Origin of the sequence: Nostoc sp. MG11, from assembly GCF_014904695.1 — a bacterium.
In the GTDB taxonomy this organism is placed as follows: domain Bacteria; phylum Cyanobacteriota; class Cyanobacteriia; order Cyanobacteriales; family Nostocaceae; genus Komarekiella.
In genome coordinates this window covers 373,415-398,099 of the sequence record NZ_JACXXN010000003.1, presented here as the reverse complement: position 1 = coordinate 398,099, position 24,685 = coordinate 373,415, and the positions used below count along the sequence as shown (strand labels likewise).

At 41.7% G+C, this 24,685-nt stretch carries 18 protein-coding genes and 2 pseudogenes; 16 read left to right on the top strand and 4 right to left on the bottom strand.

The genetic code is table 11. From position 1 onward, the window contains the following. Window positions 1–33 precede the first annotated feature (33 nt). Together HCR01_RS07085 and HCR01_RS07080 are read left to right on the top strand one after the other, a co-directional pair. Window positions 34–1,137, top strand: a complete 1,104-nt coding sequence (locus HCR01_RS07085) for a saccharopine dehydrogenase family protein (protein ID WP_193195525.1) — start codon at window positions 34–36, stop codon at window positions 1,135–1,137. Between the two features lie 129 nt (window positions 1,138–1,266). Further along, window positions 1,267–1,656 carry a hypothetical protein gene (locus tag HCR01_RS07080; protein ID WP_193195524.1) on the top strand — a complete coding sequence of 130 codons (390 nt, stop codon included), beginning with the start codon at window positions 1,267–1,269 and terminating at the stop codon, window positions 1,654–1,656. 344 nt (window positions 1,657–2,000) lie between these two features. On the opposite strand, the gene HCR01_RS07075 is transcribed toward HCR01_RS07080, so the two are convergent. Continuing rightward, window positions 2,001–3,047, bottom strand: coding sequence for an ATP-dependent 6-phosphofructokinase (locus HCR01_RS07075; protein WP_193195523.1), 1,047 nt, complete (start codon window positions 3,045–3,047; stop codon window positions 2,001–2,003). 774 nt (window positions 3,048–3,821) lie between these two features. Here HCR01_RS07075 and hoxE point away from each other — a divergent pair. From hoxE to HCR01_RS07020, 11 genes and pseudogenes are all read left to right on the top strand, one after another. Beyond that, window positions 3,822–4,349, top strand: coding sequence for a bidirectional hydrogenase complex protein HoxE (hoxE, locus tag HCR01_RS07070; protein ID WP_193195522.1), 528 nt, complete (start codon window positions 3,822–3,824; stop codon window positions 4,347–4,349). Continuing rightward, window positions 4,336–5,968 (top strand): annotated as a pseudogene (locus tag HCR01_RS07065) (NADH-ubiquinone oxidoreductase-F iron-sulfur binding region domain-containing protein). The gene hoxE and the pseudogene HCR01_RS07065 overlap by 14 nt, the downstream one beginning before the upstream one ends. A gap of 305 nt (window positions 5,969–6,273) precedes the next feature. Continuing rightward, the gene (locus HCR01_RS07060) at window positions 6,274–7,899 is read left to right on the top strand and encodes a phytoene desaturase family protein (RefSeq protein ID WP_193195521.1); all 1,626 of its coding nucleotides are present in this window, start codon (window positions 6,274–6,276) and stop codon (window positions 7,897–7,899) included. A gap of 46 nt (window positions 7,900–7,945) precedes the next feature. Then, window positions 7,946–8,896 (top strand): M23 family metallopeptidase, encoded by a 951-nt coding sequence (locus HCR01_RS07055; protein WP_193195520.1) that lies wholly within the window; start codon window positions 7,946–7,948, stop codon window positions 8,894–8,896. A 69-nt stretch (window positions 8,897–8,965) separates the two neighbouring features. Next, window positions 8,966–9,796 carry a DUF6920 family protein gene (locus HCR01_RS07050; protein ID WP_193195519.1) on the top strand — a complete coding sequence of 277 codons (831 nt, stop codon included), beginning with the start codon at window positions 8,966–8,968 and terminating at the stop codon, window positions 9,794–9,796. A 104-nt stretch (window positions 9,797–9,900) separates the two neighbouring features. Further along, on the top strand, window positions 9,901–10,617 hold the full coding sequence (hoxU, locus tag HCR01_RS07045) for a bidirectional hydrogenase complex protein HoxU (protein WP_193195518.1): 717 nt from the start codon (window positions 9,901–9,903) through the stop codon (window positions 10,615–10,617). 385 nt (window positions 10,618–11,002) lie between these two features. Next, entirely contained in the window at window positions 11,003–11,548 is a 546-nt protein-coding gene (locus HCR01_RS07040) for an oxidoreductase (RefSeq protein WP_193195517.1), read from the top strand. 71 nt (window positions 11,549–11,619) lie between these two features. Beyond that, window positions 11,620–12,072 (top strand): hypothetical protein, encoded by a 453-nt coding sequence (locus HCR01_RS07035; RefSeq protein ID WP_193195516.1) that lies wholly within the window; start codon window positions 11,620–11,622, stop codon window positions 12,070–12,072. A 143-nt stretch (window positions 12,073–12,215) separates the two neighbouring features. Further along, on the top strand, window positions 12,216–12,836 hold the full coding sequence (locus HCR01_RS07030) for a CBS domain-containing protein (RefSeq protein ID WP_193195515.1): 621 nt from the start codon (window positions 12,216–12,218) through the stop codon (window positions 12,834–12,836). 74 nt (window positions 12,837–12,910) lie between these two features. Continuing rightward, window positions 12,911–13,279 (top strand): hypothetical protein, encoded by a 369-nt coding sequence (locus HCR01_RS07025; RefSeq protein ID WP_193195514.1) that lies wholly within the window; start codon window positions 12,911–12,913, stop codon window positions 13,277–13,279. 42 nt (window positions 13,280–13,321) lie between these two features. Beyond that, a complete protein-coding gene (locus HCR01_RS07020; RefSeq protein ID WP_193195513.1) occupies window positions 13,322–14,773 on the top strand; it encodes a Ni/Fe hydrogenase subunit alpha in 1,452 nt (483 codons plus the stop codon). 51 nt (window positions 14,774–14,824) lie between these two features. Here HCR01_RS07020 and HCR01_RS07015 read toward each other — a convergent pair whose 3' ends face one another. After that, entirely contained in the window at window positions 14,825–15,214 is a 390-nt protein-coding gene (locus tag HCR01_RS07015; RefSeq protein WP_193195512.1) for a pentapeptide repeat-containing protein, read from the bottom strand. 284 nt (window positions 15,215–15,498) lie between these two features. Between HCR01_RS07015 and HCR01_RS07010 the strand changes: the two genes are divergently transcribed. From HCR01_RS07010 to HCR01_RS07000, 3 genes and pseudogenes are all read left to right on the top strand, one after another. Further along, on the top strand, window positions 15,499–15,969 hold the full coding sequence (locus tag HCR01_RS07010; protein WP_193195511.1) for a hydrogenase maturation protease: 471 nt from the start codon (window positions 15,499–15,501) through the stop codon (window positions 15,967–15,969). A 249-nt stretch (window positions 15,970–16,218) separates the two neighbouring features. Further along, a pseudogene (locus HCR01_RS07005) lies at window positions 16,219–18,587 on the top strand (4Fe-4S double cluster binding domain-containing protein). A gap of 17 nt (window positions 18,588–18,604) precedes the next feature. After that, complete coding sequence (locus HCR01_RS07000) at window positions 18,605–19,636, top strand: dihydroorotate dehydrogenase-like protein (protein ID WP_193195510.1); 1,032 nt, start codon at window positions 18,605–18,607, stop codon at window positions 19,634–19,636. A 21-nt stretch (window positions 19,637–19,657) separates the two neighbouring features. On the opposite strand, the gene HCR01_RS06995 is transcribed toward HCR01_RS07000, so the two are convergent. After that, on the bottom strand, window positions 19,658–21,826 hold the full coding sequence (locus HCR01_RS06995; protein WP_193195509.1) for a DEAD/DEAH box helicase: 2,169 nt from the start codon (window positions 21,824–21,826) through the stop codon (window positions 19,658–19,660). Window positions 21,827–22,361: 535 nt separating this feature from the next. Beyond that, window positions 22,362–24,620 (bottom strand): SBBP repeat-containing protein, encoded by a 2,259-nt coding sequence (locus HCR01_RS06990; protein WP_193195508.1) that lies wholly within the window; start codon window positions 24,618–24,620, stop codon window positions 22,362–22,364. Window positions 24,621–24,685: the final 65 nt, after the last annotated feature.

Here is a 24,685-nt window from a genome sequence, read left to right as displayed (position 1 = left end):
TGAAATAATAATGGTGTTTCCTATTCTGGAGTAATGACACGAGTTTTAATTTTAGGAGGACGGGGGCGAATTGGTAGCAGTGTTGCTCAGGATCTAGCTACTCATACGCAGGCACAGATTACGATCACTGGGCGTTCCCCAGAGATAGGAAAGGCTGTTAACTTGACTTCGGCAGGGCAAGTACAGTTTTTGATATTGGATTTAGCAGAAGTTGATAAGTTGAAGGAGGCGATCGCCAACTCTGACTTAGTTATCCACTGTGCTGGGCCATTTCACTACCGAGATACTAATGTTCTTGAAACCTGTATTGCCCAAGGCGTTAACTATGTAGATGTTAGCGATCATCGTTCTTATACTAGTAAGGCTCTTAATTATCAAGAACAAGCCGCTGCTGCTGGTGTTACGGCGATTATTAACACTGGCATTTTTCCAGGCATTTCTAATAGCATGGTACGTCAAGGTATCGAGCAATTTGATGAAGCGCAAAAGATTCATCTAAGTTATTTAGTTTCTGGTTCTGGCGGTGCTGGCGTTACAGTGATGCGGACAACTTTTCTGGGATTACAGCGTCCTTTTGATGCTTGGATAGATGGTAAATGGCAAGAAGTACAGCCTTATAGTGAACGCGAAGCTGTTAACTTTCTACCTCCCTATGGACGTACGGGAGTTTACTGGTTTGATATGCCGGAAACTTTCACATTACCCCACGCCTTCCCATCAGTCAAAACCGTAATTACTAAGTTTGGCTCAGTTCCCGATTTTTACAATCACATGACTTGGATCACTGCTCATGTGTTTCCTAAATGGTTAATGCAGAAACGTAGCACTATTGAATTTTTATCTCATGTTAGTCATTTGATGACTGATGTTACCAATCGCTTTACTGGTATTGGAGTAGCAGTTCGCTCCGAAGTAACAGGTCAAAAGAACGGTAAAACAGCCGTATTTTGTTCAGATTTAGTACATGAAAATACAGCAATGGCTTCTGGTTGTGGTACGGGTAGTATTGCCCAATTATTACTAGAGGGTAAACTCAAGAAACCAGGCGTTTTTGCTGTGGAAGAAGCACTACCAACAAATTTGTTTGAGTATACAATGCAAAATCGAGGAATTAAGATTCATCACAGTTGGTTATAGGTGAAAATTAATATACCCTGCGGTAGAAGGAAGAACTGTACCTAAACACTTAGGATGCCTTTGAGCCTTGTAGATTGAATCTATTTATACACGACGAAGGCTCATAATAAAAAATTAGGAAGGTTTTTCATGCAAAAAATTCTATTAACTTGCAAGCAAGTTTTACGTTCTACCTTTTTGGTTTTTGGCTTAATAATGTTCATTAGCTTGTCGAGTTCATTCATTTTTATGCAGCAAGCTAGTTATGCAACTACACTTGAAGAATTAAAGCTCGTACCTCCAGAGTATAAACCAAATTCTCAAGAAAAAATTAACCGTGCTTACGAATATGATCCAGGTGTCGGCGTTAAAGAAGAAGAACGACAAGAAGCTTACGAGCAAGCAGCAAAAGATGGAGAAAATCTTAATACTATGGAAAAGGCTTATGAAAGAAATGTGAAAGCCGAACAAGCAGGAAAGCCCCAAGAAAGTATTGTTGAGAAAGCGAAAGAAGCTATTGGAAATGTAACAGCAAAATAAAAATATTCAGATATTAAGAGGTACTTGAATTTTTAATTGAGGTGTCTCTTAAATTCTGATGTGTTTGCAACATTCTCAACTAGCTAATAACTTAAACAGCCTGGAACTTTTAGTTCCAGGCTAATTTCTCAAGTCTTCTCGTGAAGACTGATAAAAGGCTCCGTTTTGTGCTGGGTGATTTGATGAATTATACCGATTCAATTAATGATTGCAACAAATCTTTTGGTAGAGACGTTGCATTGCAACGTCTCTACACGGTTTATCTGTCACATTGTTTTTTTAAATTGGTATTACTCACGCAGAGGCGCAGAGAAGAACGCAAGAGTGGGTTTGTTTACAAAATCTCATAAGATATTGGTTATCGCTGGAGTAATGTTACCAATGTAAGTACTGAGCGATCGCGCAGTTTGCACTAAGAAATTATTAGGATCTACAAGACATGGACTGCAAGCCAAGACTGCTTCTAAAGGAACAGCTACAACTTGCCCATTTTGCCAAGCTACCATCTGTGCAGATTGTCCATCAGCTAACCGGTCTAAAGCTGAAGGAATACCACCTCGTTGAATGTGTCCTAAAACGGAAACCCGAATATCAATTTGATTGTTACTGCAATGGCGAAGCTCATCGGCGATATATTGACCCATACCACAGGATGGCTTTTCGCAGGATAGATGACTAGATGAATCAGCTGCTATTTGAACGCCTTCCGCCACAACGACAATTGCAAATCTGCGTCCCCAGCGATCGCGTAATTCTGCTAAATGTTCGCACACACCTTTAATTGTATGGGGAATTTCAGGAATCAAAATCACATCTGCACCGCCTGCAATACCGGAGTGTAGCGCTAAATGCCCAGCTTTGCGTCCCATGACTTCGACAATCATCACGCGATCGTGACTAGCAGCGGTAAATGTCAAACGATTCAGAGCATCAACAATTGTGTTGACCGCAGTATCAAACCCAACTACTCTTTCTGTCTTTGCTACATCATTATCAATTGTTTTCGGAATAGCGATGAACTGCCAGTTTCCTTTGCTTTGCAGTTGGTTGAGAATTGCTAAACTGCCATCTCCACCAACGCCAATCAAGGCATCTAGTTCTAAAGCATGGTAGCCAGCAATAATCTCGTCAATATGAGCTAGAGTATCACCTTTATTGATGCTACCTAGAATCGTGCCTCCCATATTTAGCAAGGGGTCAATACCACGTAGGTCTAGACCATTTATGCTCAGAGGAATTGCCTTTCTCTCTAAAAGCCCTCTAGTTGCATAAGGAATACCTACTACCTGCCAGTTATAGGTGAGGGTGGCGTGGTTAACAACTGCCCGAATTACAGTATTGAGTCCGGGACAGTCGCCACCACTAGTCAGAATGCCAAGTCGTTTTTGCATGATCATCACACCTTAACAAGAAAGGCAGAAGAGAGCAGGAGGCAGGGAAGCAGAGGGCAGAAAGAATATAAACCCTATTTTGGCTATATGTTGAGGTTAAGTCAAAAATCTGAGGAAGTTGTGAGGATCTAACTTTAGTAGGACTTACGCACTGAAGCCTGAAACCCTGATCCCCCCTAACCCACGCCAGTCGCTCCACTTGGGGAGACCCCATCGCATGATTGCGTCTCCCCAACTCTTGGAGACGCTACTTCGCGTTGGGAGAAGACCGCGCTGGCTCCCCTTAAAAAGGTACGGTGTACACACAAGTCTTTGAGAGTTGCCCCACAGGCTTTTGATCCCCCCAACCCCCCTTCAAAAGGGGGGCAAAAACCTCTCAAAGTCCCCCTTTTGAAGGGGGATTTAGGAGGATATACAACGATTTTGGTTTTGTACACAGATGTGTGTACACCGTAGCTTTAAAAAGGGGGGAACGTCTAAAACCCCCTTTCTAAGGGGGTTGGGGGATCTGAGTGCGTAAGTTCTGTTTAGGTATTACGCCTTGCTTCATTGCAGTGTGAACATCTCTAAAACTCTTTTCTCTGTGCCTCCGCGCACCCCAGTCGCCTCAACGGAGAGAACCCCCGCACAGCGCTGGCTCCTCTACATGACAAAATCATCACATAATCCAGCAACGCCGAACATTCTTACTGTCCTCACAAGTTTCTCAAATTGTTCTTCTATCATCCTAAGTGTGAGACTCGCAACATCCTGAAGAGACGAGAGGCTCAAACGATGAATTCGGCATCTACTGTTAAAATGAAGAACACGGCAAAAGCAACCTCAGTAACAGATAAGCGCTTTAAGATGCTGGATGCAACTATCAAACGCCACCAGTATCAACAGGATGCACTCATTGAGATATTGCATAAAGCACAGGAACTTTTTGGTTATTTAGAAAACGATGTATTAATTTACATTGCTCACAATCTCAAACTACCACCTAGTCGAGTTTATGGTGTTGCCACGTTCTACCATTTGTTTTCACTTGCACCTAGTGGTGTGCATACTTGCGTGGTGTGTACGGGTACAGCTTGTTACGTCAAAGGCGCTCAAGCTATCTTGGCAAATGTAGAAAAGTCTGCCCACATCCATGCTGGTGAAACCACGGCAGATGGTCAAATTTCACTACTAACAGCAAGATGTCTAGGTGCTTGTGGAATTGCATCTGCTGTAGTGTTTGATGGTACCGTTTTAGGTAATCAAACTGCTGAATCAGTCCTTGAACGCATCAAAGGATGGTTGCAAAATGGATCTATCTGAGTTATTTGAAATTGCCCAAAAAGAACGTGCTTCAGAGAAACCTGTGCAAATTCGCTGTTGTATTGCAGCTGGTTGTCTATCTGCCAATTCACAAGCCGTCAAACAGCGTTTGGAAGAAGCTGTTACAGCAGAGAATTTGGCAGAAACAGTGGAAGTTCATGGCGTTGGCTGTATGCGTTTGTGCTGTCAAGGGCCACTAGTACAGGTTGAGAGAAACACCGAACCAGAAAGTCTAGGTACACTCTACGAGAAAGTTACACCTGATGATGCACACTCAATTATTACTGCTCTCAATGGGGGAAAGACAACAGTCCAGCAAGGGGATTTAACGCATCCATTTTTTACATACCAGATGCCGATTGTCTTAGAAAACAGTGGCAAAGTAGATCCAGAACGCATTCAATCTTATATTGCGGCCGAAGGTTATCAAGCGCTTTATCATGCTTTGCGGGAGATGACTCCTAGCGAGGTAGTAGATGCTATTACCCGCAGTGGTTTACGGGGACGTGGTGGTGCTGGTTATCCTACAGGTTTGAAATGGGCAACAGTTGCTAAAGCAAAAAGCGATGAGCAAAGCGATCGCAAATTTGTCATCTGTAACGCCGATGAAGGCGATCCGGGGGCATTCATTTATGGATCGCAGCGTCCTAGAAAGTGACCCTCATCGCGTTTTAGAAGGAATGGCGATCGCAGCCTACGCTATAGGCGCAAATCAAGGCTATATCTACATCCGGGCAGAATATCCCGTTGCCATCAATCGTCTGCAAACTGCAATTCGCCAAGCGCAACGCCTTGGCATCTTAGGTACTCAAATTTTTGACTCTCGCTTTGATTTTAAAATTGATATTCGTATTGGTGCTGGGGCTTATATCTGCGGTGAAGAAACTGCTTTAATGGCTTCTATTGAAGGTAAACGCGGTACTCCTCATCCCCGTCCACCCTACCCCGCCGAGTCTGGTTTATGGGGGCATCCTACCTTAATTAATAACGTTGAAACTTACGCCAATGTTGCACCCATTATTCGCAGAGGTGCTGACTGGTTCGCCAGCATTGGCACTCAAAAGAGCAAAGGTACAAAGGTTTTTGCATTAGCAGGCAAAATCTGTAACACAGGTTTGATAGAAGTACCGATGGGAACTTCATTAAAGCAAATTGTGGAAGCAATGGGCGGTGGCGTACCAGATGGCGGTGTAGTCAAAGCAGTACAAACTGGTGGCCCTTCTGGGGGATGTATTCCCGCATCAGCTTTTGATAGCCCGGTGGATTATGAATCACTCACTCAACTTGGTTCGATGATGGGTTCCGGCGGCATGATTGTCATGGATGAAACTACCAACATGGTGGATGTGGCCCGCTTCTTTATGGAGTTTTGCATGGATGAATCGTGTGGGAAGTGCATTCCCTGTCGGGTGGGGACGGTGCAGTTATATAAATTGTTGACGAAAATTAGTGAAGGTAAAGCATCTTTTGCTGACTTGGAATTGCTAGAAGAACTATGCGACATAGTGAAGCATACCAGCTTGTGCGGTCTTGGTCAGTCTGCACCTAATCCGGTATTTAGTACCTTGCGTTACTTCCAAGATGAATATTTGACGTTGATTAGTGGAACAACTCAATAGAGAAGAGACATCTAGCCTCTCCTACCATTACTACACAAGGGCGTGGATAATGAATGAAAACTCTAATAATCTATTATTCCTTTTCAGGAAACAACGAGTGTCTAGCGCGGGAATTACAAAAAAGACTAGATTGTGACATTCAGAAAATAGTAGAACTGAAGAAAAGAACGGGCTTTACTATTCTCTTGGATTTAATTTTTAAGAGAAGCCCAAAAATCAGGAAATCCGATTTTGACCGCTTATCTTGGTCGTTAGATCTCAAGCCAATGTGCAGGCATTGGTGGCAAGTTTGGAGGTAATTGAAAATGTCTAACTTAAATCAATACGATGCAATTGTGATTGGTTCTGGTATGGGTGGTTTAACTACTGCTGCTATACTCTCAAAATTAAATCACAAGAAAGTTCTAATTCTAGAACAACATTTCGTTATTGGCGGATACACCCACGAATTTGAACGCAACCATAAATTCAAATGGGATGTGGGACTTCATTATGTAGGAAATATGGGCAAAGGTGAACTCGGACGGACGGTATTTGACTATATCACCGACGGCAAATTGCAATGGCGCAAAATGCCCGATCCGTTTGAGAAATTTGTCTATCCTAATTTTACTTTTGCCCAATCTTCCGACCCGAAAAAATTTCAAGCTGACTTGATCCAAATATTTGCGGACGAGCAGAAAGCAATTATCAGGTATTTTACAGATCTGAAAAAAATTGCTATGGCAGACCCGTTGTCTGGTTTATTAGGTTCCTGGGTAAAAACAATTTTACCCAGAGTCAGCAAAATTTCACGATTGACGACCAAGGAATATCTTGACCAGAATTTTCAAAGTCCCACACTCAAAGCGCTGTTGGCTTCCCAATGGGGTGATTATGGTTTACCACCTTCAGAAAGTTCCTTTGTGACTCACGCCACTTTGGTTTACCACTTTCTCACAGGTGGTTTTTATCCTGTGGGTGGTGCTGCGGAAATTGCCAAAAATATTATGCCTTTAATTGAAAAAAATGGCGGTCAAGCACTTACTCAAAGTCAAGTAACAGAAATTATTATTGAAGACAGTGTAGCTAAGGGTGTAAAAGTCCAAAAAGCACACCAATCTGATGCGCTAATTGAAGAATTTTATGCGCCGATTATTATTTCTGATGCTGGAGCATTCAATACCTACACCAAATTGATTCCCGCCACAGTCGAAAACGAATTGGTGTCTGCATACCGTAAAGAAATTCAAGAATTTCCCAAACCTCACAGTGCATTTAGCCTGTATTTAGGATTCAAAGAATCTCCCGCCAAATTGGGTTTTAAAGGTGAAAATCATTGGCTGTACTCATCTTACGACCACGATCGCGCCTTTAAAGAACAAAGCGGTGCGCCCCATCAAGGTATTAAAGCCTGTTTTATCTCCTTTGCTTCCCTCAAAGACTCCACGCAAACAGCCCACACTGGTGAAATTATTGTCTTTATTGATTACGATTTCTTCGCCAAATGGCACGACAAACCTTGGAAGCGACGAGAACAGGAATATTACAAACTAAAAGAAACAATCACGCACCATCTTCTCGATTTTGTCGAGGCTCACTATCCTGGTTTTCGAGAACTAATCGAATACTACGAACTTTCTACGCCTCTCACTTTAGAATACTTTGACCAAAGCTACAGAGGAGCTTTTTACGGTATCCCAGGCGTACCAGCAAGACTCAACAAAAAATGGATTAGTGCGAAAACTCCGATAAAAAACCTCTATCTTACCGGAGTAGATGCAGCAGTATTTGGCATCATGGGAGCTTTGATAGGTGGTGTTTCAACAGCAGCCGCGCTTAACGAACCGTTCGGCTTTCTCAAGGTAATGAGCAAGTGCTACCAACAAAGCGCTCAAGCTGAGAAATCCAAGCATGATGTGATGGATGAGGCAATGCAAGCAAATTCGTAGCAATTGGGGATTTCCATTTGCATAAAAACTTTACAGCCAAAAAATTATGATTGCTTTGCTGATTGGGTTGCAGATCGTTTTACCACTTGTCCTGATTGGGTGGCTAGCGATCGCACCGCTACACAATTTACTGGGTGCTTCGCTACAAGCTTTCGTAACGGCATTGACCTTATTTGCGATCGCCCGTATGGGAGTCTGGGTTTTTCCGCCCTGGTGGGCACCTTATGTCTATGGACTGCTATTTATCGTTACTTTGGTAGTTGGATTTCGGCAACACAAGCTCCAGCGACAGTTGCCGTCTAGCTGGCTCGGCTGGATTGCCATCATCGGTTTCGTTGCTTTTGGGGTTTTTGCAAGCAACGAGGCCGTGCAAAGTTGGGTAGGTCAGTTTCCGCCTGCTATTCCCGTTGTTGATCTCGCCTTTCCGCTGCGGGGTGGTAAATATCTGATCGTCAATGGCGGCAGCAACACGCGGATTAATGCACATGTAAAGACTTTGGACGAGTCAGTTCCGCGTTTTCGGGCTTATCGGGGCAATGGCTACGCAGTCGATATTGTCGAGATTGATTCATTGGGTTTGCGGGCAAAAGGTTTAGTTCCCAGTGATCCAGCTGCCTACCAGATTTATGGTGAGCCGGTGTTAGCTCCCTGTCCGGGCAAGATTGTTCAAGCGATCAATGGGCTGCCGGACATGATGATTCCCAAGATTGATCCGGCGAATCGCGCGGGTAATCACGTCATTCTCCGCTGTGGCGATATCTATGTCTTACTTGCCCATTTTCGTCCCCAGAGTCTCTCGGTTCAGACTGGAACGGTTGTTAAGGTTGGCGATCGCATTGCCGAGGTGGGAAACTCCGGTGTCAGCGACGAACCCCACCTGCACATTCATGCTCAACGTCCCGGATCTTCTGTGGCTCCGTTTTCCGGCGATCCGTTGCTGATGCGTTTCAATGGCCGCTTTCTCATTCGCAGCGATCGCGTAACTATGCCCAAATAGAAAAGAGGTTGACACCTTGGACAGAATTAACTACCAAATTACGATTCCTTACAAGAAGGGATGAGGAAAATGATTGCAAAAATTTTCTTGAGCATTGGTGCATTGCTAGTGATCGCATTCATAGTTCTAGTTATCATCCGGGTAAAGAATGAACAAGAAGTTAATCAGATTTGGCGATCGCTAGAATCTTCACCAGCAGAACATCGTTTCACTAAAGACATGGTTGCAGAATTACCTGCACCTGTGCAGCGCTACTTTTTGCATAGCATTGCGCCGGGAACTCCCCTTGCTTCCTCTATCAGCTTGGAAATGAGTGGCAGTTTTAGGATGGCGCAAGATAAACCGTGGATACCGATGCGAGCAAAACAGATTACCTCAGCCCTGAAAGGATTTGTTTGGAGACCAGTTATTGGTAGCGGTTTATTTAAATTTATGGGAGTAGATTACTATGCAAACAAGTCGGGTCGAATGCGCTTTTCCCTTGGGGGACTAATTCCGTTAGTAAATGCCCACAGTCCTGATATTACTCGCTCTGCCATTGGACGATTCGCAGGAGAATTTTTTTGGCTACCTTCTGCTTTGCTACCTCAACGCAATGTAATTTGGAAGGCAATTGATGAGAGGACTATCCAAGCTAGTTTGAAGGTTGATGGTGAACCGATAACGCTGACACTGGTTACAGACCTTGACGGCAAAGTGCTGAAGCTTTCTTTACCACGTTGGGGAGAACACAAGGAGGATAGTAGTTATACTTACATCCCCTTTGGCGGAGAATTTCCAGAAGAACACACATTTGGCGGATTTACAATACCCTCCCAGATCAGTGCAGGCTGGTGGTTTGGGACAGAGCGTTACTCAGAGTTCTTTCGAGCAAAGATTGAGCAGGCTGAGTTTCGTTGATAATTCGTATCTCCTCTTCACAAGTTCCTCAAACTATTAGTCTATAACTCAAGGCGCAGGGCATTTCAGAAGCGAAAGGCTAATTCTGATTGAGGCTAGAGGCAATGTCAGTAAAAACTTTAACAATCAACGACAAACTTATTAGTGCCCGTGAGGAGGAAACCATTCTTCAAGCAGCACAGGATGCAGGGATTCATATTCCGACTTTATGTCATCTAGAAGGGGTTACAGATGTTGGGGCTTGTCGGCTTTGTTTAGTAGAAATTGCTGGCAGTAATAAACTTCAGCCTGCTTGTGTGACGAAAGTTACTGAGGGTATGGAAGTGCAAACAAACAGCGATCGCCTACAAAAATATCGGCGCACAATTATCGAAATGCTATTTGCTGAAGGCAATCATATTTGCTCAGTCTGCGTGGCTAATGGGAATTGCGAATTGCAAGACCTAGCTATTGAAATGGGTATGGATCATGTGCGTTTAGATTATCATTTCCCCGATCGCAAAGTCGATATTTCTCACCATCGCTTTGGCGTTGATCACAACCGTTGTGTTCTTTGCACTCGTTGCATCCGTGTTTGTGATGAAATCGAAGGAGCGCACACTTGGGATATGGCGGGTAGAGGAACAAATTCCCATGTAATCACTGATTTGAATCAGCCTTGGGGAACCTCTGATACTTGTACTTCTTGCGGCAAATGCGTTAATGCTTGCCCTACAGGTGCGCTTTTTGACAAAGGTTCGAGCGTCGGAGAAATGAAACGCGATCGCGCCAAACTCGATTTCCTAGTTACAGCACGCGAAAAACAGCAATGGAACCTTTAGAGGATGTTTGAAAAGTCCTTGGTGATGTATCAAATACTTTTAGATCCCCCTAAATCCCCCTTCAAAAGGGGGACTTTGAGAGGTTTTTGCCCCCCTTTTGAAGGGGGGTTGGGGGGATCAAAAGCCTGTGGGGCAACTCTCAAAGACTTGTGTGTACACCGTAGCCTTTTTAAGGGGAGCCAGCGCGGTCTTCTCCCAACGCGAAGTAGCGTCTCCAAGAGTTGGGGAGACGCAATCATGCGATGGGGTCTCCCCAAGTGGAGCGACTGGCGTGGGCTAGGGGGGATCAATAAGTGCCTAATATCACAGCCGACCACTTTTCATACAACCTCTTAGATATAGAGAGTTAATTGACCCATTCCTCAATTACGAATTACGAATTATTATGTCTCGTTTAAAATTAGCGACAGTTTGGCTAGGCGGCTGTTCTGGCTGTCACATGTCTTTTCTCGATTTGGATGAGTGGCTAATTGATTTAGCTGGACAAGTGGATCTAGTTTATAGTCCCTTTGCTGACGTGAAAGAATATCCGCTAGGGGTGGATGTGGTGTTATTTGAGGGTGCAGTAGCTAATGAAGATCATTTGGAAATGATTCGGAAGGTGAGAGAGCGATCGCAAATTCTTGTCTCTTTTGGCGATTGTGCTGTTACTGGTAATGTTACTGCTTTACGCAATCCTTTAGGTAGTGCTGAACCTGTTCTTCAGCGTTGTTACATCGAAGCTGTCGATATTCACGGCACAATTCCCCATGAGCCTGGTATTGTACCAACCTTACTAGATCGGGTGATACCAGTGCATACAGTAGTACCAGTTGATGTGTACTTACCAGGGTGTCCACCTGATGCAACTCGGATTAAAGCAGTGTTAGAGCCAGTGTTAAGGGGAGAAAAACCACAGCTAGAAGGACGTGAATTTATCAAGTTTGGTTAACTTCACAAGTTACTCAAATTCTTTATCTAAATTGAAGGTGAGGTAATTACAAAAAGAATGTAGGAGCAATTATGGCAGTTAATTATCGGGAAAGAATCATTGCTCTTTGGACAGTATTTCTACTAGGAACACTGTTTCATACACAACTAAATTTAATACCGCTTTTTCACGGTTTACCTGTTGTCGAATCTCAACCAGCCAGAAACATCAATGATATTTCTGGAATTATGTGGTTGATGTTGGGCTTTTTTGTGCTACCAATGCTGGCAATTATTATCAGTGCTTTTAATGATTCAAAGCGTTATCGAATCATTCATTTTGGCTTAACTGTCTTTTACAGCATCATGAACTTACTACATGTGGTTTTAGATTTATTTGTCCAGCCACTTCTCTGGTATCAGATAGCCTTGATGGTCTTTTTATTCTTTGTGGGTTTATTATTAAACATTACTGCTTTTAAATGGATGCGGCTGCACAATAGGGCTAATAAATCACAACACAATCTAGAAAGCTTACATTCTTAGCTTGAGATTGAATATCTCAAGTATTTTCCAATTATTGATATACAGGATAAATATTTTTTGAAAAAATTTATTTTCAATATTTCAGATTATCAAATTTATTAAACCTTTATTGCATCAGCTTCATGAGAAATTTGGAGAATATTATGTTGAAAGCATCTGACATTATGACTAAAGATGTTGCTACAATTCGCAGTTCCGCAACGGTGGCTGAAGCAGTCAAACTCTTAAGGGCAAGGGACTGGAAAGCGCTGGTTGTAGATCGTCGCCACGAACAGGATGCCTACGGCATGATTACCGAAAAGGATATTGTGTATAAAGTGATTGCTTATGATAAAGATCCCTGTAAGGTGCGTGTTTATGAAGTGATGACCAAGCCTTGTATCGTCGTCAATCCTGACCTGGGCTTAGAATACGTGGCACGATTATTTGCCGACCATAATTTGCAGAGAGCGCCTGTTATTCAGGGCGAACTATTAGGTATCATCTCCCTGGCTGACATTCTAGCTAATAGTAACTTTCTTGAGCAACCCCACACTATCTTACTAGAACAACAACTTCAGGATGAAATTCAAAAAGCTCGTGCCGTTTGCGCTCAAAAAGGCATCCGTTCAGAAGAATGTGCTGCTGCTTGGAATGTAATCGAGGAATTACAAGCCGAGATAGCACATCAACGAGCAGAGAAAGTTGTGAAAACAGCCTTGGAAGAATACTGCGAGGAGTATCCAGAAGCAAAGGAAATTTATGACACTTGGTGTAGTGGGTAGAGACGTTGCAATGCAACATCTCTACGTGCTGTATTGCGCTTAAATAGGGAGCAATTGCGGAGAAAGATACAAATATGACGCAAGATTTAAAAGATTCAAAAGAGCCAAGAATTTTATCTGAAAAATTGGCAAATTTACAATTAGTAGATGGGCAAATTGGCGAAATATCTTTAGTTAATGGAACGCTATCTGTTCATTTTCAGACTGATGATGCAAAAGATTTGATGCTTGTATTTACAAACGTAGCTGGAGTTGAGATGTTCAATATCCAGAATGCTGAACTGAGTAAATGGACAATTAGCTTAAACGATCCTTTTATCGAACGAGCTAGGAAACTTTCAGAAAAACATACTGAAGGGCTTGTGTGCTATGCCTTTTGGTCGCCTTGGCTAGAAGAACCACTGATGCGTGTTTTAGCTAGCGATTTTGAGATCAAAACCTAATATTACTTTGATTTAAACCTATCTCAGCTAGGCAGAAAAATCATGATCAAAAAAGTAATTATCGACCCAGTTACAAGGATAGAAGGACACGCCAAAATTAGTATTTATCTGGATGATGCAGGACAAGTGAGCGATGCTCGTTTTCATGTCACAGAATTTCGTGGTTTTGAGAAGTTTTGTGAGGGTCGCCCTCTTTGGGAAATGCCAGGAATTACGGCGCGAATTTGTGGGATTTGTCCGGTAAGCCATTTATTAGCTTCTGCCAAAGCAGGCGATCGCATCCTTGCGGTTACAATTCCTAAAGCTGCTGAAAAACTGCGTCGTTTGATGAATTTAGGACAAATTATTCAATCCCATGCTCTGAGTTTCTTCCACCTCAGCGCCCCAGATTTATTATTAGGAATGGATAGCGACCCCCAAAAACGTAATATATTTGGCTTAATCGCAGCTGAGCCTGAACTGGCGCGTAGCGGAATCCGCTTGCGTCAATTTGGACAAGAGATTATTGAACAATTGGGAGGGCGTAAAATACACCCATCATGGGCGGTTCCTGGTGGTGTCCGCGAACCTTTATCCGAGGAAGGACGCACCCACATTCAGAACCGCATCCTGGAAGTACGCACCACAATATTAGATGCACTGGGTAGATTTAAACGCTTACTCAATGATTATCAAAAAGAAGCGCAAACCTTCGGGAATTTTACTAGCTTATTTATGGGGTTAGTCACTCCTGACGGTTTGTGGGAAAACTACGACGGACATATTCGTTTTGTAGATAGCGCCGGGAATATCATTGCTGATAAACTCGATCCAACTCATTATCAAGAATTTATTGGTGAAGCAGTTCAACCGGATTCTTATTTAAAGTCTCCCTACTATCGTCCTTTGGGTTATCCTGACCAGAGCGACCATTGCCGTTTAGATAGTGGTATTTATCGGGTAGGGCCGCTAGCACGTTTGAATATTTGTAGTCACATTGGTACGCCTTTAGCTGATGTGGAATTGCGAGAATTTACAGACAGAGGTAAAGGCACTGTTACCTCATCATTTTTCTATCATTACGCTCGGTTAATTGAAATTCTGGCTTGCATTGAACGCATAGAAATTATGATAGATGATCCAGATTTAATGTCTACAAAATTGCGTGCTGATGCTGGTATTAATCAATTAGAAGGAGTGGGTGTAAGTGAAGCACCACGCGGTACATTATTTCACCATTATCAAGTTGATGAAAATGGATTGCTTCAGAAAGTAAATTTAGTAATTGCTACAGGACAGAATAATTTGGCAATGAATCGCACAGTAGCTCAAATTGCCCGACATTTTATTCATGGTTCAGAAATTCCTGAAGGAATGTTAAACCGTGTTGAGGCGGGAATCCGAGCTTTTGACCCTTGTTTAAGTTGTTCAACTCATGCGGCAGGACAAATGCCTTTGCATATTCAATTAGTTGGGACTGATGGAAATGTTGTAAATGAAATTTGGCGAGATTAGGAAACATCAGCAAGATTATCTGCTCAATCGAGGATTGTGTAGGTCGTGCTTTTACCCCTCTTTAATCTGCAATCCCACTTGCACCGGATCAAAATTCTGGGGAAAATGAGTGCTGTGATCGCAATCTGCTTTTTCTAGTTTCGCTCCCTTGAGATCAGCTTGACGAAGATCGGCCGAAAACAACAAGGCTCCTCGAAGATCAGCATCTTGCAAATTAGCTTGACTGAGATTTGCAAAGCTGAGGTCACAGCCTCTAAGATTAGCACCATTTAGATTAGCTTCACTTAAGTCAGCGTAGCTGAAGTCAGATCCTTTGAGATCAACACCTTGCAAATCGGCATTACCCAAGTTCGCGCCACTAAAATTGCGTTTTCCCTCTGCATACCTCTCTACGAGAGCCAGGGCAGTATTAATGATCTGTTGAGAATTTGTTTCAGACATAGAACCGCCTTACAGCTTGTCTTTTAATAATAATCTCCAATACACCCATTAATCATAAGACTGCTGATGCAAAAATCGGCAGACATTGATAATTTTGAGAAACTTTTTACTTCCTCACTAGTTCCTCAAATTTTTATTTTAGCTTCAAACATAAAGCTGTAAGAAGTGATTCGGCAAAATTAATTATACGTATTCAAAGAGAAGTCAGGAGCGGAAGGTTATAAAAGCTCAAAATTGCAAAAAATAATTACTTTTCTTCCCAAAATGGTATCAACACTCAAATTATGAATAAGACATTGATAGCAATTGGTTATGGTAATGAGTTGCGTGGTGATGATGGCATTGGTCAACGAGTAGCTAAAGCGTTACATCTATCAAACGTGAAATCTATTGCTGTCCACCAACTCACCCCCGAACTTGCTGAAGCTTTAGCTAATAGTGATTTGGCAATCTTTATTGATGCTTGTTTAATCTCTGAAAGTTCTCAGGTGCAAGTACAATGCCTTTCACCTGAATCTTCCAACGTCATCGCCGGACATACAGCCGATCTGCGATCGCTTTTAGCTCTGACTCAAGCTATATATGGTTATTGTCCACAAGCTTGGTGGATTAAAGTACCAGGAGTGAACTTTGAATTAGGCTACAGCTTATCACCAATTGCCGAAACTGGAGTGGCGATCGCTTTACAAAAAATTGCCCAAATTACAACACATTACCAAGATAGCGACAGGAAATCTCCATCCAATCGCTTGTAACCGTATTTAATGACAATGAATGTTATTGAAGTTTCAAGACAAACCTTTCAAGTCTTCACAAGTTTCTCAACTTCTTATCCTAATCTCAAAAGTAGATCCAGCTGAGTCATTAATAGCCCTTGGAAATACAGGTGCAAGAAGATGAACAAGAGAAGTTTTGCAACCATAGACGGCAATGAGGCTGTTGCCCAAGTTGTCTATCGACTCAATGAAGTCATTGCTATTTATCCAATTACTCCTTCTTCACCAATGGCTGAGTGGGCAGATGCTTGGGCTAGTGAAGTCAAAGCCAATATTTGGGACACTGTTCCCTCAGTGGTACAGATGCAGAGTGAAGGAGGTGTTGCGGGTGCTGTACATGGGGCTTTGCAAACTGGTTCACTGACAACTACATTTACAGCATCACAGGGATTATTGTTGATGATCCCTAATATGTACAAAATTGCCGGAGAACTCACACCTACAGTTTTTCATATTGCCGCGCGATCGCTAGCCGCACAAGCTCTCTCCATTTTCGGCGACCACAGCGATGTCATGGCAGCGCGTGGTACTGGTTTTGCCATGCTATGTGCTGCCATCAGTGCAAGAAGCACAAGACTTTGCTTTAATCGCAACACGAGCAACCCTAGAATCACGAATACCGTTCCTACACTTTTTTGATGGCTTTCGTACCTCCCACGAAATTAACAAAGTAGAAACTTTAACAGAAGATAACTTGCGAGCATTCATTCCCGATGAATTAGTATTCGCCCATCGTTCACGAATGCAGGTTTGTTTCTTCGCCTTATCGAATGTACTGCCACGAGAAGAAGCGATCGCGGAAATTAAAAAATCCATTCGCAAGACTTACGGCAAGAAAGGTGATGAAATTGTGCAGATGAATATCAACGAAGTAGATACCACTTTGAAAAATTTGTTTGAAGTAATTAGTAGTCAATTAAACCTCAATCCAAAATCTAAAATCCAAAATCCAAAATCAATTGACGCTGCACCAGCTTTCGTCCGCGATGTTTTAGGTAAAATGATTGCCCGTGAAGGGGATGAACTGCCAGTTAGTGCTTTACCAGTAGATGGTACTTATCCCACTGGGACAGCAAAATGGGAAAAGCGTAATATTGCCCAAGAAATACCCGTTTGGGATACAGATGTCTGCATTCAGTGTGGCAAGTGCGTCATGGTGTGTCCTCATAACGTCATCCGCAGTAAGGTTTACGAACCGCAGCAGTTAGAAAACGCACCATCAACGTTTAAGAGTGCCAATGCCAAAGACCACGATTGGCAAGGTCTGAAATACACTATCCAAGTGGCAGCAGAAGATTGTACTGGCTGCGGTATTTGCGTAGATATTTGTCCGGCGAAGAATAAATCAGAACTACGCCGCAAAGCTATTAATATGGAACCGCAAAGACAATTATGCGAACAAGAACGCGAAAATTGGGATTTCTTCTTGAATATTCTCAATCCAGATAGAAGTCATTTGAAACTGACTCATATTAATCAACAGCAGATGCAGGAGCCATTGTTTGAGTTTTCTGGAGCTTGTGCGGGTTGTGGTGAGACACCCTATATTAAGTTAGCAACGCAGTTGTTTGGCGATCGCATGATTGTCGCCAACGCCACTGGTTGTTCGTCTATCTATGGCGGTAATTTACCCACCACACCTTGGACACATAATACCGAAGGACGTGGGCCAGCTTGGTCAAACTCGTTATTTGAAGATAACGCCGAATTTGGACTTGGTTTTCGCATTTCCATTGATAAACAAGCAGAATTTGCCGCTGAATTACTCAAACAACTAATAATAGATGTGGGTGAAGAACTGGTAAATAGTATCCTCAATGCTGAACAAAAAGATGAAGCTGATATTTGGGAACAACGAGAACGAATTGCTATCCTGAAGCAACAGTTAGACAAAATCCTGATATCTAATACAAATTTAAAATCCAAAATCCAAAATCTAAAATCGCTAGCTGATTACTTAGTGAAAAAGAGTGTCTGGATTATCGGTGGTGATGGCTGGGGTTACGATATCGGCTTTGGAGGGCTGGATCACGTCTTAGCCAGTGGACGCAACGTTAATATTCTCATTCTCGATACTGAAGTTTATTCCAATACAGGTGGACAAATGTCTAAAGCTACTCCCAAAGCAGCTGTAGCCAAATTTGCATCTGGGGGTAAAGTTGCACCTAAAAAAGACTTGGGTTTAATAGCTATGACTTACGGCAATATCTATATTGGCACGGGATGAACATACCCTCAAGGCTTTCCTAGAAGCTGAAGCTTATCAAGGCCCGTCGCTAATTATTGCTTACAGTCATTGCATTGCCCACGGGATCAACATGAGTACAGCAATGCAGAATCAAAAAGCTGCTGTAGATTCAGGTCAATGGTTACTTTATCGGTTTAATCCAGACCGCATCAAGCAAGGAGAAAACCCACTACAACTTGATTCACGCACACCAAAGTTACCACTAGAGCAATATATGTATCTAGAAAACCGCTTCAAAATGTTAACCAAAAGTAATCAAGAAACAGCACAGCAGTTACTTAAAGAAGCTCAAGCTGATGTAAAAACTCGTTGTCAAATGTATCAGTATTTGGCTGCCAGAAATTATTGAAAATAGGAGTAATCATCATGGACTTGACTACAACTTATATGGGAATGAAATTGCGATCGCCTCTTGTTCCTTCTGCATCACCTCTGTCTGAAGACATTGACAACATTCGGCAGATGGAAGATGCTGGTGCAGCAGCAGTGGTGATGCATTCATTATTTGAGGAACAGTTGCGTCTAGAACGCTATGAACTCCATCATCACCTCACTCAAGGTACTGAAAGTTTTTCTGAAGCCTTAACTTACTTCCCTGATTCAATCAATTTCCGGGTAGGGCCAGAAACTTATTTAGAGCATATTTATAAAGCCAAGCAGAAGGTAAACATTCCAATTATTGCCAGTCTCAATGGCTCATCCGTTGGTGGATGGACAAACTATGCCAAACAAATTCAGCAAGCAGGAGCAGACGCACTAGAATTAAATATTTACTACGTTCCTACCGATATAGAACTAACGAGTAATGAAATTGAGCAGACTTATATTGAGATTCTTAGTGCAGTCAAAGCAGCAGTAACTATCCCCATAGCAGTCAAACTCAGCCCCTATTTTACCAATATGGCAAATATGGCAAAACGTTTGGATGAGGCGGGTGCTGGTGCTTTGGTACTGTTTAACCGCTTTTACCAGCCGGATATTAATCTTAATCTCCTTGATGTTGAACCCAATGTGCTGTTAAGTACACCGCAATCAATGCGATTATCGTTGCGCTGGATTGCAATTCTCTATGGTCGCATTCACGCCTATTTGGCTGCAACTAGCGGTATTCATCGGGGAGATGATGCACTAAAAATGCTGATGGCTGGTGCTAAGATTACGATGCTTTGCTCGGTACTGCTACGACATGGGATCAACCACATTCGATTCATTGAGCAGGAAATGTGCGAATGGATGCAAAAACACGAATACGAATCAATACAACAAATGCAGGGGAGTATGAGTCAAAAGCATTGCTCAAATCCCAGTGCTTTTGAACTTGCCCAGTATATGCGCTCTCTTGCAACCTATAAACCTGAATGGACAGCCACTCACGATACATCGTATTACTTCAGTTAAAAGTTTTAATTTACCCGAAGTTTATTCTTTCCACAATGCCACTTGCTGTTTGAGTTCTGTCACATCTAAATAATCGCTTGCAAAAGCTTTCCTTAAGAGTGGGTGAGGAATAAATTCATCATACTTTTGTATTTCTGGTGCTTCAGATGAACTGACTAAATATTCTGGCGTAATTCTTTGCTCGCACAAGGAAACAATTTCATGATAAAGATGTTTAAATTTATCCTTGCCTAATTTGATGGTTAAATAATAAGGATTAACTCCAGCAATACTTGTAATTTCCAAAGATTCCCGACAATCAGAATTGATCAATCTTTCTAAAGTACGATAAGCAACTGTACCCAGCCAAGGAAAAATGTAGCATTTACCTTTTTCTAACTGCACAATATTCTTCTTATCTAATCCAGTCTTTTGTACTAGTTGGCGAACTGTGTGTAAACGTTGCAGAGCATTGTTTTGCAAGTAGCTATACTCTGCATCCTCAAGCAAGACTTGCCGCATTCTTTGCAACACTTTTGTATGAATAGTGCCACCACCGCCACGCCAATAAATATTAGCTTTACCCTCAGCTTGCTTAACGGAAACGGTCTTCTTTTTAAAGTCAACTTCTACAACTTCCCAAGTTCTCCCTGCTAAGGCAAATTGATTGCCAACAGGAACAGGCGTGGCTATACTACCAATTTCTGTTGCGCCTTGTTTAACAATATATTCTTGCTGCTCAGCAAAGACAGCATAAAAATGAAATTTTCTGACCAACTTTTCCCCTACCAAACCCAGGATTAATTTACCTTGTTCAGTTCGCTGGATATGGTCAATATCAATTAAATAGCGTAGCAATAGTAGGAAATCTTCTTGAGAAAAAGCAATAAATGGTGGCAGATTTAAAACTTGTTTAGCCAAGGTAGCGGGTGAAAGTTCACCTGTTGCAGCTAAAATACTCATTGTTTGGTGATAAAGCAAACTCAAAGGATATTTAATCGGCTTTATCGGTTCAATCCAACGTTCCTCTAAATAAAGTTGAATAATCGCAATACACTGCAAAAGTTGCCAGGGAATTTGTTCTGGTAAAGATGCTTCTGGTAAAGGTTTATCTTCAGCACAAACAAACCGCATATCAGCCGCTTCACCTCTTCTACCGCTGCGTCCTAACCGTTGTAAAAAACTTGCTACAGATAGGGGTGATTCTAATTGAATAACTCGCTCTAAGTAACCGATATCTATACCTAATTCTAGAGTTAAGGTTGCAGCAGTAACAGCTGGATTATTAGGTTCACGCATAGCATTTTCAGCTGCTTGTCGCAAGCTAGCAGATATACTGCCATGATGCACATGATAGATATCTGGTAGTGTTTCTTCTACCGCTATTTTTCGTAAAGATGCAATTATAGATTCGGTTTGAGTTCGATTATTAGCAAATATAAGACATTTCCGAAATTTACTGAGATTAAAAACATATTGTTCGTAAGCTGTCGTTTCTAATTCATTAATTTCATTTGTAATATAAAAGTGTTCTACAGCCAGTTTTATTTGGCGTTTTACTCCGTCAATTTTCGGAGTAATTACTGATTTTTCGGTTCCAGAACATAACCACTCTTCTGCCATTGAGTAATCACCGAGAGTAGCTGATAAACCAATGCGGCGCGGTTGTGTTTGGGTCAATTTTGCTAAGCGTTGCAATTGGCAAATAATTTGACAACCACGTTCTGAACCCATAAAGGCATGAATTTCATCAATGATCACAAATCGTAAATTGCCAAATAAGCGAATTAGCTCATGATTTTTGTTAATTAACAAGCTTTCTAGAGATTCTGGGGTAATTTGCAGAATGCCTTGAGGGTTTTTTAAAAGCTTGTTTTTTCGACTTTGAGAAACATCACCATGCCAATGCCAAACTGGGATATCGGCTTCTTTAAGCAAGTCGTTAAGACGTTCAAATTGATCATTAATTAAAGCTTTGATTGGACTAATATATAATGCACCTATGGTGGTAACGGGGTTCTCGTGTAATAAAGTCAAAACTGGCAGAAATGCCGCTTCTGTTTTACCCGCAGCAGTTGCAGCAGCAATTAGCAAATGATCATCAGTTTCAAATATAACTTGACAAGCTGCTATTTGAACTGGTCGTAGTTCAGTCCAATTGTGATTATAAATATATTCTTGAATAAAGGGAGCAAGTCTAGAAAAAGTCATACCTAATTTAAAATTTTATAATTGGAGTATTGATTTGCTTAAACTACTTACTTTTTAAATGATATCAAGTTATGATTGCTGGTCATTCTGAGCAAAGAAAAAAATCTCAGAGATACTTTACAACGGAATCAAGGCGAACAGTAAGTAGGTAGGCATAATTAGACATAAAATAAAATTCTAGTTCGTAGTGAGCGATTTATCGCTCAAAACAAGGATTATCAGGATTAAAGTCCCAACTATAAGCTTTAATTTATTTACGCCTAGCTACTTATGACAAAATACTATCTTTTAGTGACTTGCAATTAAACAAATATCCAACACAAGAATACAAAACAAAATCCCCTCTTGAGATCGGCTCTGAGGGGAAAATGATTACTATCTACTCTATCGCTGACGACATCCTCAGAACTATTGAACATTAGGAAAATAACCGTGTGTCATTTACCATATATAAAGTTCTGGGTTATTTTCTAAGCCTTAGACTTGGCATGATATAACTGTTTATCTCACACCTCTCTAACGCGCCACCCAAAATTTACGATTGCAAAAAGTTCAAATCATTACTATTGAGGAAGGGGGCGTTACCACTAGCAACTCCTTCAGACAAAGCTGTAGTGAAAGAGTTTTTAGCATTAGAGTCAAATATGTCCGCAAGGCCAGAAACGATTTGTCCATAGTTGAGTGTAGTGTTAGTGCTAGCGCTAGCACTTCTCGCCGAAGTAGAGTTAGTGCTATTAATGCTAATCCCCGCAGCAGGGTTAATGCGATTATCTCCAGCGGGGAGTTTCTCGTCAGTTACAAGCTCAGTACTTATATCAGTAACAGGGGTTCCAGTAGGATCTTGAACGCTAATGATATCCTTAGCATTACCAGTAAATTTTTTCAAGTTTCCTTTGTTCGCATCCAATTCAGCTAACCAACCATCCACACCTGCGCCGTTAGCTCCCGCACTACTGCTTCCTAGAAAGCCTTCAGTAAATCCAGTTACATAAAGCTTATCAGAGCTATCAACACTAAGACCTGTAGGGTAATCGAGATTGTTTTTGCTACCAAACTGTTGAATCCACTTATTGCTACCTTCGGTGTCAAACTTTGCTACCCAGGCGTTATAAGATGAGTCTTTAGTGCCTTTTCCTAATTTATTGTTGGTATATCCTGTTAAGAAGATATTGTCTTGTGAATCGATTTCCATGTCGGATAAAAAGGTGCCATCGTCACCTTTTGAGCCAAACTGTTTAGCCCACTGCTGAGTCCCATCTGGGCTAAATTTGGTCAGCCAAATATCGTAAGACTCGGATTTACTACTTTTTTTGTCCTTTGTTCCTAACTCGCCTGTTGTCCATCCTGTAGTGTAGATATTGCCCTTACTATCAGTGTCAACAGCCCATGAAAAATCAAGACCTTCATTTTTACTTCCAAACTGTTGAATCCACTGCACTTCACCAGTAGGGTTCACCTTCGTTAACCAGGCATCGTATTTTGAAAGTTGCCGTGATGGGTCTGACTCTTTTACTAAGCCCTGAGTCCATCCTGTAAGGTAAGAGTTACCTTCATTATCGACGGCTACGTCATAACATTCATCGAAGAAGAAACTTCCAACTTCTGTAAACCACTGCTTGTTGCCACTGCTGTCGAACTTCGTCACCCAAGAATCATCTTGAACATTAAAATTGAAGATGTCTTTTCTGGTATTTTCCTTAATTGCTAATCCCGATACGTAAACATTGCCTGCATTATCTACATCGAGTCCAAAAGCACTATTAGAATAACCTCCAGTCGATTTAACTCCAATCTGCTGACTCCACAAAACATTGCCATTGCTGTCATATTTAGCTACCCAAGCATCCTGAGTTTCTGACTCTTTAGTGGAAAACAAATTGCCTCCCGTGAGTCCTGCGAGGTAGAAGTTACCCTGACTATCTGTAACGACGGCATAGGCTGACTCAGCACCAGCAGAGCCAATTTGCTTAAGCCATGACTGCTTGCCTTTATTGTCATATTTAGCTACCCAGACATCTGTAGAACCTTTATTAGTTCCTTGCAAAGATCCACTAGTAGATCCTGTTATGAAAACATTGCCTGAACTATCTGTAGCAGCAGCAAGGCTGAAATCTATACCAGTAGTCCCTAATTGACCAACCTTCTTGATACTTGGTTTTGTTTGTGGTTTTTCACCTACAAATCTGAAATATTTGTCATTTATATTTAAATCAACTTCTGGCTTCGAGATTACATAAGCAACCAAATCAGGTTTTCCCTGTTGTAGCGAAAAGATCGCCTCTCCGAAAAAAGGTTGTGCGATTCCTTCAACCTTTAATCCATTAATTTCTACTATTCGATAATCTTCCGGTTTCCCATTGAGTTGTAAGGTATCTTGAGCAGGGCTGAAATCATAAATTACGGCGAACTCGTTTAAACCAAGAAAGTTCTTTTTTATTAAAGAATCTGAGATACCGCTATTATCTGTATAGTAGGGTCGATTCTCATCGCCAAGAACAAATCTATCTGCCCCTATTGATGGTATATCCCTATCTAGGATAAGTAATGGATTACCACCTTGTTGGTTATTCTGAATATTTACAATGATTTCATACTCTGCTTGTGAGTTATCAAATATGTCACCAAAGAGAAAATCAATATTTCGTTTTTGATTATTGTTTGCTCCAGGATCGTAAGCGTAAATAACATCGTTGCCAGCACGTGCAAAAACGGCTTCAAACTCTGAATTAGGGTCTCCTGTAGCTAGATCACTGCCAGGGGTAAATAGTGAGACAATAAATTTGAAATCTTCCATTTTGTTTTACCTCTAAGTTTCAATGATTTGAATTTTTTGGAAATACAATTTGCTAATGGAGCGTA